Genomic DNA, 13388 nt, shown 5'->3' with positions numbered 1-13388 from the left:
TAGGGGGATTTCTATATGACATCAAATTTGAAGATTCGAAATATCATTTTCATTTTAATCGGTTCCGCTATTTTTTCTTTCGGTATTGTGAATATCAATATTGAAAATCATCTTGCAGAAGGTGGATTTACCGGTATTACACTATTATTGTATTTTCTATTTAAGTTTGATCCTTCTTATTCAAACTTAATTTTAAATATCCCTATATTTTTTATTGGGTGGAAGTTACTTGGAAGAACGACATTTATCTATACACTAATCGGCACCTTTAGCGTATCTTTATTTCTATGGATTTTTCAGCGATACGAAGTTCTTAACTTACATTTAAACTTACAAAATGATATGACACTCGCGGCTCTATTCGCTGGGGCATTTATTGGTATTGGTCTTGGCATAATATTTAAATACGGCGGGACTACCGGCGGTGTAGATATTATCGCGAGACTCGCTCATAAATATGTTGGCTGGAGTATGGGAAAAACGATGTTTATGTTTGATGCTATCATCATTATCGTCTCGATTCTTACCTATTTATCATACCGCGAAGGCATGTATACGTTAGTTGCTGTTTTTATCGGTGCGAAAGTCATTGATTTTATGCAAGAAGGAGCCTATGCTGCGAAAGGAGCAACTATTATCTCGGATAAAAATGATGAAATTGCTGCCAAGATTTTATCTGAAATGGAACGCGGAGCTACTTTTTTAAAAGCTGTTGGATCGTATACAAAAGTGGAACGGAACGTATTATATTGCGTTGTTGCTAAAAATGAAATCGTGAAATTAAAAAATATTATTACGTCTGTAGATCCTCATGCCTTTGTTGCTGTAAGTGATGTACATGATGTAGTTGGTGAAGGTTTTACATTAGATGAAAATAAAAATCCGTTACATACATAAATGCAACTAGAAAAGCTCTCTAACTTTTCTAGTTTTTTCTTACATATTTTTCAAGTTTATCTAAATCCTCATAAATAAGCTCCAATAAACTCCGATTATAAAAAATGGAAGCAGGATGAAAAGTCGGGAAAATATGATATTCTTTCTCTGACCATGTAAACTCTGCACTTTGCATATCCTTTAATTTTTGAATAGGCTGTTTTAATAATTGTCCGTGCACATCTGTGATTTTTGTATTTTTTCCTGTTAAACGTTGAAGGCCGATATTTCCAAGCGTGACGATAAGCTTCGGGTTTATTTTCTCTAATTCATAATCTAACAAAGGTGCATGGGCAAGTATTTCTCCTTGATTTGGCGTTCTATTATACTTTTTTTGTATGATTTCACCACTTCGTTCTTTTTTCTCTCGCCACTTATAAGGTCTGCTCCGAACAGTGCTCGTAATATATACTTCTTCCCTTGTAACGTGAATCCGTTCTAAAAACTCCATTAATTGTTTTCCCGCTCTCCCGCTAAATGGAATCCCATTATGAATTTCTGTTTCACCAGGCGCTTCTCCTAGCAACATAAATTTTGGATTTTCAGGACCTTTTCCACTTAAAAAGCCCTCTAGCTGATAAGGAGCACTACGTTCTTTCACTTGTTTTACTAAATGGTCTGGATATTTCATTTCCCCCACCGCCTTTCCGCATTGCTTCTATTATTTCTATTTGCAGTACATTATATAATTCAATCCACAAAACAAAAAAAAGACTATCAAATGATAGTCTTTAGTCGTCGCTACGCTGCATACCAGTATACATTAATACGAGACGTAATAATTCAAATACCGCTACAGCTGCAGCCGCTACATATGTTAATGCTGCCGCATTTAATACTTTACGAGCTTGGCCATATTCATCTGTTGATACGATGCCTAACGCTTCAATTTGTTGCATTGCACGCTTTGATGCATCAAACTCAACTGGTAATGTAACAAGTTGGAACACAACACCTGCTGCCATTAAGATAATACCTAATAACAATAAACCAGACATTTGTGCAAATACACCAATTAGGACAAAAATCCATGACATGTTGGAACCAAAATTGGCAACTGGCACTAATGAATGACGTACACGCATAAAGTTATAATCTTTTGCATCTTGAATTGCGTGTCCTACTTCGTGTGCTGCAACTGCTGTACCAGCAACTGAATGACCGTAATAGTTATCTGTTGATAATCGAACTGTTTTGGCAGTTGGATCATAATGGTCTGATAAATGACCTGGTGTTTCTTCTACAGCTACGTTGTATAATCCATTTTCATCTAAAATTTTTCGAGCCACTTCCGCTCCTGTCATACCCGATGTTGAATAAACTTGTGAATACTTGCTATAAGCACTACGTACTCTCGACTGTGCATACAACGGTATGATCATTATGATCGCGAAGTAAATTAAATAAAACATCATGAACCTCCATTGAAGTTTTAATTATAGTACTTCTCATTCTATTTTCTTCCGCCATCATTGTCAATGAATAAACCTTACAATCCGTATCTTTATTTATTGCATTATCTATTTTTAGAGTGTACATTACTTTTTCTTTTTTCTCTCTCCCCTTTATACTTTCTCCATCCAACATAAGTTAATGTGAATAGAATAAGACCTCCAGTAATTGTCATAAACCAAATGAGCGAGGGTGCAATTTCATCTTTTTTTACCGTATGAAATATTTTTTGCAAATCCCCTTTAATGATTCCTATTTGCATTTGCCCACCTTTCGTATTTAACATTACGTTACGAAATTCATCCAAATAAGACAAATGGGCATTTACACGCTGCACTTCTTTTTCTGGCAAGGCGATCATTAAGCTGGGATAAATAATATTAAATTCATGTAAAAATGTGTTTAACGTTTGTTGAAACTGTCCCGTATCTTCTTTTTTCATCGCTTTTTCCATTTGAGAAAAAGCACCCATTATTTTTGTTTCTCTTTCCATCCAAAGTGGTTGATATTTCGACACTTGCGCATCAACAGCGAGCTGCAGTGCTAACACATTATCAATTTTAACTTGTTTACCTAAATCTGTTTCCGCGAGAGATTGTTTCGCCCTGTCGTAAGCTAAAGAAATAACTCTAACTTGATCTGGCGTTATTTCTTGCTTCTCTTCATTCCCCTTTATTACAAACTGCTCCGAGAAATGTTGTAATACTTGTACTGCTTTTTCATCTTCATTACGCTTCACTAATTGTAATGAGTCGTCTAACAACCCTGTTAGTTCACTCCACTCTTCAGCATATATACGTAACGGAAACATTATAATTAGAAATGCTATCAATCCAATTAATGTTCTCTTCATCACGGTCCCCCCTATAACTACTAGTACAAAATATGTTAATTTGGACAAGAATAGAACAGAACTGAACCGAAAAATATATTATCGTTTTACAAACAAAAAAAATTCTCTTTAAACAGAGAATTTTTCCTTTGAAATTCTTTTCTTTTTTACGAAATATCTATACAAGCTGTAACAAAGTATGCTGCCGCATAAAATAAATAATAAAATAGCACACGCTGCATGCATAAAAAATTCTTCTGGTAGCATTAATATAATCGGATCCGTTTCAATATCAAACATCCAATAATCATTACTGAATAAAAGTTTATGGAATAATACAAAGCTTTTTTCAAAATTAATAGCAATCGGTAGCATCAGCGCTATCGGAAAGATAATTGTTAAAATCGATCCGTGCAGTAAAAACTTTTCATTTTTCTTTTTTAATAAATAAATGCCGCCTATCATCGCAATCATAATTGTCGCATACATCACATATTGAATCTTTACTAAAATATTTTTAACATCTACAAAATGAATACGGCCATTTGTAGACATATCTAATGTTGGCAACTGTAATGCCCCATCATAAAATGGCGATAAATATGTGATAAGCACATCATAATTTCTTTTAATATCACCCTTCGTCATATCCGCTAAATCTGGAATGTTTAAAAAATCAATTTCAAAATAATACAACCATTTTCCGTATACAACCGCCGTTGTTGCGAGTGCAAATATAGAAAATGCTATACTATATGAAACAACTATCGTAATCAATCGATCCCATATTTTTGTACCACTCTTATTTTTCTTCATTTTCTCCCCCTACATGTTTTAACTATCATAAAGAAAACTGTTTTCGGTTCTCACGCAAGCAAGAATAATATGTAATACATAGTGTAGCGATGCTTAGCCAGAACGTAAAATAACCAATTTCTTCTACAAACAAATGCATAATTCCATATCTTGGCATTTGCCAAAATAAATAATCAATTGCATCATTATGTAATGTCCATATAGCTGCTACCGCAAAATGCCATTTTTTTATACGATAAAACGGTGCATATAACAATCCTTGTACTGCCATCGCAAAATGCGAAAGCATTAACATATACCCCATAACACCAATAGGACCTTTTACATAGATCATAATTGCATTTACAACAACAGCCCATATACCATATTTTATTAAAGTAACAATCGCTAACGCCTCTATTAATCCCAAATTTCTCTTTATTAAAAAAGCAATTAAAACAAAGACAAAAAAGAGACTCGCCATCGGGCTATCAGGTACAAACGGCCAAAATATAGGTGAAGTTTCTTTTAATTGATTTCCATACCATATAAATCCGTATATTGTACCTAATATGTTAACAACTAATAAAAATAATAATACGGAGCGTTGTCTTAACATTGCATACAAGTAAACCAAGCTGTATGTCCAACACCTTTCAAACAAAGTCATTCTTTCCTCAAACTCTACTCTATTATATAGTAAACTTTCTTTCATCAAAATAAAAAGCTGACTACAAATTTTTGTAGTCAGCTTTTTATTATTTTTTGTTATACTTTGCAACGAATTCCGAAAGTTTCTTCAGTTCCTCATCTGTACCTTTAAATACACCTTTAGGCATGGAACCTTTTCCATCTTTCGCAATTTTAGCAATTTCTTCTGGCTTTAAAGTTAAGTTTTGCAGTGCAGGCGCCGCTGCCCCGCCCTGTAAATTGTCACCGTGACACGTTAAACAAGTATTTTTTTGCATTAATTTATAGCCGTCATCATTTTTATCAACTGGTGCTGTTTTTACAATTGCTCCTTGTTTTTTTGCAGCTTCCCAGTCGTGGTGCGCTACAGATTCCCAAGTTAAAAAGATAATCGATGCAATTGCTAAAAGCATAAATCCAGTTGCTACAGGACGCTTCAACGGGCGTCTTTCTGGTCCTCGATCAAGAAATGGAGCTAACAGTAATGCGCCAAACGCAATCCCTGGCATAATAAACGCTCCAATTACAGTAAATGAACCAGAAGCATAAGAATACTTTAATAACTGATACAAGAATAAGAAATACCAATCTGGAAGTGGTATATATCCGGCATCAGTTGGATCCGCCATTCTCTCAAGTGGTGACGGATGCGCCACTGTTAAACATAAATAACCGATTAAAAAAACTGCACCAACCATCCATTCTTTTAACAAGAAGTTCGGCCAAAATGCTTCTGTTTTTCCTGGGTATTCAGAATAGTCTTTTGGAATATTTGGTTTCCGAGCTACTGGTACCCGAGAATCTCCTACAAACTTCATCCCTTTGCCGCGATGCATAATCTCCCTCCTTTAGTTCTTTCCCCTTTTATTTAGCAATCTCTTATAGCGGACCGGAAATACCTTGTTTGCGAATCATGATGAAGTGGAAGGCCATTAAACCTAGAAGTGCTGCTGGTAAGAAGAAGACGTGAATAGCAAAGAAGCGAGTTAGTGTTTGAGCGCCAACAATTTCGGAATGACCAGCTAGTAATGTTTTAATATAAGGACCAATGAGCGGTGTTTGCTCTGCAATTTGAATCCCTACTTTCGTAGCAAATAATGCTTTCATATCCCATGGTAATAAATATCCGGTAAAACCAAGACCTAACATAACAAAGAAAATAAGAACACCAACAATCCAGTTTAACTCACGAGGCTTTTTATACGCACCCTGGAAGAAAACTCTAAGTGTATGTAAAAACATCATTACAATGACGAGACTAGCACCCCAGTGGTGCATACCACGAACAATTTGCCCGTATGCAACTTCATTTTGTAAATAATAAACCGATTCCCAAGCATTTTTAATATCAGGCACATAATACATCGTCAAAAACATTCCAGATAAAATTTGAATTACAGTAACGAAAAAGGTAAGTCCTCCAAAGCAATAAACGAATGCAGAAAAGTGATGTGCCGGGTTTACATGTTCAGGTACTTCATGATCAGCGATATCACGCCATATTGGTGTAATATCTAACCTTTCATCTACCCAATCATAAATTTTATTTAGCATCTACTTTGCACCCCCTCTTGGCTTCGCTTTTCCTAAATACAGCGTTCCATCTTTCACTTTAGATTCGTATACATCAAGTGGAGCAAGGGGCGGCGTGCCTTTAATGTTCATCCCGTCTTTTGTGTAACGGCCCCCGTGGCATGGACAAAAGAATTGATTCGGATGTGCTTTGTCCGAATTCCAGTTCACTGTACATCCTAAATGTTTACATACCGGAGAGAACGCAACAATGTCTCCGCTTTCATCTTTATGAACCCAAGCTGATTTTGGCTCTTCGGACTTGTACCAACCATCAACCTGCTTCACCTTAAAGTCGAAACGTTTCGGCTCTGTTGTAATATCCTTTACTTGTGCAACAGCAACCATATCCGTTCCCGCTTCTTTTCTTAACACCGGATCAAGCGCAAATCGCGTCATCGGCATTAAAATACCCGCTGCCATAAAGCCTCCTACCCCTGTAAGGGTATAATTTAAAAACTGTCTTCTTGATACACGATGTTCTTTCTCGCTCACGAAAATTTCCCCCCTCTGTCAGAAATTGTCCCCTCGTGATAAATTATATAAAAAATAAAAACTAGGACACTATCATGATATAATACGCTCATGCACAGGTCAATATCATACTACTCATAATAATAAGAACTTTCTGTTTATTGTTGTTTTCCCCATTTTTCTTCTAACATCACCATTATATTTTTTATATGCGCATGAATAACTTCTCTTTTCGCTTGATCACTAAATTGTTCTAACGCTAATGAAGGAAACCAAAATAAATCTCCCTGCAATTCTTGCATACCTTCTTTCCATGAAAAATCACTTGTAACATAAGCAATATGCTTAAAACCTTGCTCTTGTAAATGATTTGTCCATTCTTGCAAACGACCTTTTTCATTTTTTTGACTTTCTACTAAATACGTAAATGATGGTAGTAAAAGTACTCTTCCCTTATATTCCCTTTCCAACTCCATACTCAACAATTCGATAAATTCGCCTTGTTCTACTACCATTTTCATTTCTTTTGCTGCCGAAATTGATAAAAGCGGTATAACACCTGTATCTACATACTCTCTTGCTTGCTCAAACTGTTCCACATCTTTTACAATCCATTTCAAATTTCTTCCCTCCCCTCACCTGTAAATGACAGAACTTTCACTTTATATATATTAAACCATACTAAAAGAGGTAAAAAAAGAAAAACTACCTATATTAAGGTAGTTTTTCTCAAAAAGTCTGAAATTTGTAAAATTTTATGAATCCAAATGAATTCTATAACATCTTTAACTCAGCTGTTAACCTATGAAACGCTTCCTGATCTTGCTTATCCAGCGCTTCATCAATTTGTTTCAAAAGGCGTTCTCTTCTAAAAGAAAATACACTTTCTTCTAAAAATCTTTCTGCAAGTAAACGATCTTTCTCGTTTACTTCAATATGCTTCGGTAAATACGGGTTTTCTTCTAATACAGCTACATAATTGGCATTTTGAAACGATGATTTAAAATTGAGTTGAATATAAATATCCTCATCTCGATTTAAACGAATATCATGAAACGATTTTTCAGCATCTGTTGTCATAACATTTTGTTTAAAAAAGTGAAACGGTGTATCTTTTACACAATTCGCGGACATCACTAAGCCACGCGGACAATATTTTGCATGCTCTACGAAGTGGACTTTATGCATCAATTGGTCGTGACTCATTAAATAATTCAAAATCCATACACATTCACGCTGTTTCAGTTGGTAATTATTCAAAAACCATTTTACAAAATCCTTCTTCTCGTTTACAGAAACAGGGGTATTCATAGCAATTAAGTCCCTCCTCTGTCTTTCTCTTTTCTTTTTAGATTCAAGAAGCGGCATTCAGTTTCCTTCCAACTTATGAAAAATCCTCTAAATTATATAACAATTCTTCAATATGAATTTGTGTCGGGTCTAGTTGTATTAACTGAGTAAATACTTCTTTCGCCTCTTTTCGCATACCTTCTTCCAATAAGAAATAACCGTACTCTTCCAAGAAGTCTGGATGATTCTTAAAAGAAGTATATGCACTTTCATAGTGTTTTAATGCATCCGAATACATTTCTAATTGTTTTTTTGCAAATGCAAGATCCCAAAGTAGTTGTGTATCTGGCTCTCCGCTATCAATCGCACGCTCTACAACTGCAATTAGCTCTTCATACTTTTCTTGTTCTTTTAGGATATACGCATATTTTAATATTGCACCTAAATGTCCTGGATCTAACTCCAGCGCTTTTTGAAGCACTTCCTCTGCTTCCGCTATTTTTCCTAATTTCGCCGCAATGTTCGCTAATTCTACATAAAATGGTACAGAAAGCTCATCTACTTTAATTCCTTCTTGAAGTGTTTCATAGCTTTCTTGAAGCATTCCTTCTTTTTCATAGCTTTTCGCTAAATACATGTAAAGTGATGCATACTCCGGATCTAATTCTTTTAATTCTTGCCAAGCACCAATTGCTCTTTGGTATTCTTCACCTTGGTATAATGTGAAGGCATATCCAAATAATGAGTGGATATCTTTTTGTTCCTCTAAACCTGCTTCATAATAAGAAATCGCTTCTTCCCAATTTCCAATCGCACTTAACGTTTCTGCGAGGCGAAGTGCAATGACAACACCACCCATTACTTTATGTTCCGCTAATAGCGTCTCATAATAAGTGATTGCCTTTTGTTCTTCCCCTTTACTACTATATAACTCTGCTAATCCAAACGTAATAACAGGCTCGTCAGGCATCATTTCTTTCGCCTTTAATAGTTTTTGTTCTGCTACATCATCGAAACCTTGCATTTGGAATAAATCCGCAACAAGTAATAACGATTGAACATACAAATCATCATTTTCTGGAATATCATGAAGTACTTCAATCGCTTCATCTTCTTTGTCTAGATCAATATATAATTCTGCTAAAAATACAGTGAATTCACTTTCTTCTGGGTACAATAAACGCAAGTCTTCTGTAATAGATAGCGCTTCATCCGTAAATCCAAGTGTATGATAGTAACGAGCGATATCATACTTCTCTTCATCATTCGCAACTTTTAATTGTTCTTTTAATAATTGTAATCCTTTTTCCGCTTCACCATTTTCAATATATGAAACAGCTTGTTCAAACTTTTGCATAAACGTCTCCTTTAATTCTAACAAATATTATTTTCTGTTCATTTACCCCGATTGGTGCGGGCTAATAATCAGTGGAGAATAAACATCCCACTGATTAAAGTTTCACTTTATCATAAGCAACTAGGTGTAAGAACGCAACCTTTAGAATGAGCATACTTCTTCTTGTACTTTCACTGATAACGATTCGAATATGACACCGATACCGCATTACTACTTTCTATTGTACCGTTTTCTTTCATTACCGTGCAAATAACTTCCCTTATTAATTATTTACACGCACGGATCAAGCTTTACAGGCCTTCATTTAAATAAAAAGACTCCTATAGTAGGAGCCTTCACACACTCTTAAGAGTATGTTTCTTCTTTCTTTACTTGCTCTTTTACAAGCTCTTTCAATAATTCTATAATTTCATCATTTTCTTCTTTCAAACCGACAGTAATACGAATACCATCATGTATACCAAATGCAGCACCAGAACGAACAATGTAGCCTTTCTTCATTAATCGTTCGAAAGCCTCATTACCAGGAATACCAAGTTTTAAGAAAATGAAATTTGTTTGAGATGGATAATAGAATACGTTATATTCCTTACAAAATGCGTAATATTGATTTAATCCTTCTTCGTTCTTTTTCACACAATCTTGTAAAAATGATTGATCTTCTAATGCAGCAATTGCTACAGCCTGTGCTACAGTCGATGTATTAAATGGTAACCTTGCTACTTCTAGCTGCCCGATTAACTTCGTATTACCAACCGCATACCCGATACGGAAAGCAGCTAAACCATATGCTTTTGAAAACGTACGTAAAACCATAAGATTTTCATATTTTTCAAGAAGTGGCAATGTTTGCGGATATTCTTCTGCTCCCGCATATTCATAGTATGCTTCGTCCATAATAACGAGCGCTGACTTAGGAACTGATTCTAAAAATGAAAGTAAGTTTTGTTTCTCTACATATGTACCTGTCGGATTATTCGGGTTACAAATCCATACAATCTTCGTTTTATCATCTACTTGCTGCAACATCGCATCTAAATCGTGAATGCCATCTTTAAGTGGTACTTCACGAACTTCTGCTCCTTCAATAACAGCATGGTGATGGTATTGCGAGAATGTTGGATTCGCCATTACAACATTTGTTCCTTCGTGTAGTAATGCACGGCTAATCATTTGAATGACTTCATCTAATCCACTACCAAATAACAATTGTTCTGCTTTGACACATAACTGCTCTGCTACTTTTGTCCGAAGTTCAAATGCATATCCATCTGGATAAAGAGCATATTGACTCGCTAAAGAAGTTAATGCTTCTGTTACGCGTGCTGAGCAACCGAATGGATTTTCGTTCGATGCTAATTTCACAATTTTTGATAATCCATATTCCCTTTTTACTTCTTCAATGTTTTTCCCAGGTACATATGCTCTCAAAGTTAACAATTGCTCTTTCACTCTCATTTTTCTTCCCCCAGTCATTTTATTCAATTCGATTACAATACGGTTGTAATCCCGCACTGTAATCGTTTATCTTAACCGCCACTATTACGAGAATACCTCAAAACAAGCACTTCACACTTCTTAAGCCATATCCTTTTGAAATGCCTCTAACGCAATATGAACAGTCTCATCTGGAATAGATACGACATTCACTACCCCATATTCCTGCATTAGCACCATATGAATTGCTCCAGCATTCGCTTTCTTATCCTGCTTCATCAATTGAACAAGGCGCTCTACATTCAAATCACTTGGCATTTTTGGATAGCCGTACTTCAAGAACCACCGCTTCATCTCTTCATAAGAAAGATCAACCTTGTACACTTGTTCACTTAAAAACAAGGCAAATAACATACCAACCGCTACTCCGTCACCGTGAGTAATATTTCCATATCCTAGTTCTTTTTCAAGGGCATGTCCTAACGTATGTCCAAAGTTCAAATGAGCGCGTACACCTTTTTCTGTTTCATCTTGTGATACAATATTTGCCTTTACAGGAATTGCCTTCGTTAATATATGGATTAACTTCTCATCACGAAGATCCGCTAATGTTTGCACTTCTTCTTTTAACCAATGATACAGCTTTACATCACCAATAAGAGCATGTTTTATCACTTCTGCATAACCTGAACGCCACTCTTTTTCAGGAAGAGACTGTAAAAACGGCGTATGATATACAACTGCTTCTGGTTGATGGAATGCACCGATCATATTTTTACCTAACGGATGATTGATCGCTACTTTCCCACCTACTGCACTATCGTGAGCTAATAAAGTTGTTGGAACTTGAATAAAGCGAATTCCACGCATAAATGACGCAGCAACAAAACCAGCTAAATCTCCAATCATCCCGCCTCCAAGTGCAATAATTAAAGAATTTCTATCTAATTTATTTTCAAGAGCTGACGTATGAGCCGCATAGAAGTTTTCAAAAGACTTCTCTTTCTCGCCACTCGGTACAACGAATGAAAATACGTTTTGCTCTATTTGCAATGCATCTATAATTTTCTGTAAATGGAAAGATGCAACAACTTCATCTGAAATGATCATAACGTTTGATACAGATGGCTGCATATTTTGAACGATTATTTTCAAATGTGACAACGATTCTTTTCCTACGTGTACATCATATTCTTTTGATTTCGTTTGAATATGTATGTTTCTCATTAAAATCCCCTCGCATATTCATTATGTCTCTCAATATTTTCACGAATAAGGTCCATACGATCTAATCCGAATTGTTCTATTAAAGCTGTCGCTAATTCCCAAGCTACAACCGCTTCTGCAACAACACTAGCTGCTGGAACAGCGCAACTGTCAGAACGTTCAATACTCGCTGTAAAAGGCTCTTTCGTATCAATATCTACACTTTGAAGAGGTTTATATAGTGTAGGTATCGGTTTCATCACACCACGCACAACAATTGGCATTCCAGTCGTCATACCACCTTCTAACCCACCGGCATTATTTGTTCTTCGTGTATATCCATGCTCCTCATTCCACAGAATTTCATCATGAACTTCACTTCCCGGTCTATGTGCTGCTTCAAAACCAATTCCAATCTCGACACCTTTGAAGGCATTAATGCTCATAATTGCAGCTGCTAATTTTGCATCCAGTTTTCGGTCATAATGTACATAGCTACCGACCCCTATCGGCATTCCTTCCACAATCACTTCAACAATCCCACCGATTGAATCACCATTTGCTTTCGCATCATCAATCGCTTTCATCATTTGGTTACCAGCTTCTTCATCTAAGCAACGTACAGATGATGATTCTGTAATATTTTTTAATTCTTCAATTGAACGATACGTAATTTCCTTAGCCTGTACACCACCAATTTCAATTACATGGCCCGCCACTGTAATACCAAGTTCTGCTAACACCTTTTTAGCAACCGCACCAGCAGCAACACGCACTGTCGTTTCGCGTGCTGAAGAACGTTCTAATACATTTCTCATATCTCTATGTCCATATTTAATCGCACCATTTAAATCAGCATGTCCAGGTCTTGGCTTTGTTACTTTCCTTTTCATTTCTTTTTCTTCTTGTTCCGTTAAAGGCTCTGCGCCCATAATTTTTGTCCAATGTGCAAAATCACGATTTTCAACAACAAGTGCAATTGGAGAACCTAATGTCTCTCCATGTCTAACACCACTTAAAATTTGCACTTGATCTGTTTCAATTTGCATGCGTCTACCACGCCCATAACCCTTTTGCCTTCTAGCTAACTCTTCATTTATATCATCTGCTACTAAAGGTAGACCTGCCGGAATACCTTCTATAATCGTTGTAAGTTGTGGACCATGAGATTCACCAGCTGTAATATATCGCATACGTTATTCCTCTTTTCGTATATGTATTTATCCCGCTATATTAAGCAATGATATTATCCTTCATTACTCTAAAAATATGAAAGAAATTATATAATACATCAGCCATTCGTTTATTCTCCGATAGGCCTTTTACTTTACATATCAATATATCATA

General features: G+C 35.9%; 15 protein-coding genes. 1 reads left to right on the top strand and 14 read right to left on the bottom strand.

The annotated features are described in order from the left end of the window. The first annotated feature begins 15 nt into the window (after window positions 1-15). Entirely contained in the window at window positions 16-897 is an 882-nt protein-coding gene (locus tag ACXVYO_RS24005; RefSeq protein WP_046197274.1) for a YitT family protein, read from the top strand. Between the two features lie 28 nt (window positions 898-925). Here ACXVYO_RS24005 and ACXVYO_RS24000 read toward each other — a convergent pair whose 3' ends face one another. The 14 genes from ACXVYO_RS24000 to aroC form a co-directional block, all read right to left on the bottom strand. After that, window positions 926-1567 carry a uracil-DNA glycosylase gene (locus ACXVYO_RS24000; protein WP_458468673.1) on the bottom strand — a complete coding sequence of 214 codons (642 nt, stop codon included), beginning with the start codon at window positions 1565-1567 and terminating at the stop codon, window positions 926-928. 100 nt (window positions 1568-1667) lie between these two features. Continuing rightward, window positions 1668-2348: a zinc metallopeptidase gene (locus tag ACXVYO_RS23995; protein ID WP_141499062.1), complete on the bottom strand. Its 681-nt coding sequence runs from the start codon at window positions 2346-2348 to the stop codon at window positions 1668-1670. A 104-nt stretch (window positions 2349-2452) separates the two neighbouring features. Beyond that, on the bottom strand, window positions 2453-3241 hold the full coding sequence (gene ypjB, locus ACXVYO_RS23990; protein WP_458468672.1) for a sporulation protein YpjB: 789 nt from the start codon (window positions 3239-3241) through the stop codon (window positions 2453-2455). A 108-nt stretch (window positions 3242-3349) separates the two neighbouring features. Then, window positions 3350-4036 carry a lipoprotein intramolecular transacylase Lit gene (lit, locus tag ACXVYO_RS23985; protein WP_458468671.1) on the bottom strand — a complete coding sequence of 229 codons (687 nt, stop codon included), beginning with the start codon at window positions 4034-4036 and terminating at the stop codon, window positions 3350-3352. A gap of 25 nt (window positions 4037-4061) precedes the next feature. Further along, the gene (gene lhaT, locus ACXVYO_RS23980; protein ID WP_458468670.1) at window positions 4062-4652 is read right to left on the bottom strand and encodes a lipoprotein heptaprenylglyceryl N-acetyltransferase LhaT; all 591 of its coding nucleotides are present in this window, start codon (window positions 4650-4652) and stop codon (window positions 4062-4064) included. A gap of 121 nt (window positions 4653-4773) precedes the next feature. Next, the gene (gene qcrC, locus ACXVYO_RS23975; RefSeq protein WP_000554601.1) at window positions 4774-5541 is read right to left on the bottom strand and encodes a menaquinol-cytochrome c reductase cytochrome b/c subunit; all 768 of its coding nucleotides are present in this window, start codon (window positions 5539-5541) and stop codon (window positions 4774-4776) included. A gap of 43 nt (window positions 5542-5584) precedes the next feature. Next, on the bottom strand, window positions 5585-6259 hold the full coding sequence (gene qcrB / locus ACXVYO_RS23970; protein ID WP_000932700.1) for a menaquinol-cytochrome c reductase cytochrome b subunit: 675 nt from the start codon (window positions 6257-6259) through the stop codon (window positions 5585-5587). Next, window positions 6260-6772, bottom strand: a complete 513-nt coding sequence (qcrA, locus tag ACXVYO_RS23965; protein WP_001290420.1) for a menaquinol-cytochrome c reductase iron-sulfur subunit — start codon at window positions 6770-6772, stop codon at window positions 6260-6262. A 137-nt stretch (window positions 6773-6909) separates the two neighbouring features. After that, window positions 6910-7371 (bottom strand): YpiF family protein, encoded by a 462-nt coding sequence (locus ACXVYO_RS23960; protein WP_458468669.1) that lies wholly within the window; start codon window positions 7369-7371, stop codon window positions 6910-6912. 154 nt (window positions 7372-7525) lie between these two features. Beyond that, the gene (locus ACXVYO_RS23955; protein ID WP_001095929.1) at window positions 7526-8062 is read right to left on the bottom strand and encodes a ReoY family proteolytic degradation factor; all 537 of its coding nucleotides are present in this window, start codon (window positions 8060-8062) and stop codon (window positions 7526-7528) included. Between the two features lie 73 nt (window positions 8063-8135). After that, window positions 8136-9398, bottom strand: a complete 1263-nt coding sequence (locus tag ACXVYO_RS23950) for a tetratricopeptide repeat protein (RefSeq protein ID WP_458468668.1) — start codon at window positions 9396-9398, stop codon at window positions 8136-8138. Window positions 9399-9743: 345 nt separating this feature from the next. Beyond that, a complete protein-coding gene (hisC, locus tag ACXVYO_RS23945) occupies window positions 9744-10856 on the bottom strand; it encodes a histidinol-phosphate transaminase (RefSeq protein WP_458468667.1) in 1113 nt (370 codons plus the stop codon). 120 nt (window positions 10857-10976) lie between these two features. Beyond that, window positions 10977-12062, bottom strand: coding sequence for a 3-dehydroquinate synthase (gene aroB, locus ACXVYO_RS23940; RefSeq protein ID WP_458468666.1), 1086 nt, complete (start codon window positions 12060-12062; stop codon window positions 10977-10979). Further along, the gene (aroC, locus tag ACXVYO_RS23935; protein ID WP_458468665.1) at window positions 12062-13234 is read right to left on the bottom strand and encodes a chorismate synthase; all 1173 of its coding nucleotides are present in this window, start codon (window positions 13232-13234) and stop codon (window positions 12062-12064) included. Before aroC ends, aroB begins: the two co-directional genes overlap by 1 nt. Between the last annotated feature and the right edge of the window lie 154 nt (window positions 13235-13388).

Source organism: Bacillus sp. BC08 (genome assembly GCF_054326875.1).
The sequence above is the reverse complement of the archived record's forward strand: the minus strand, read 5'-3'. Positions and strand labels throughout refer to the sequence as shown.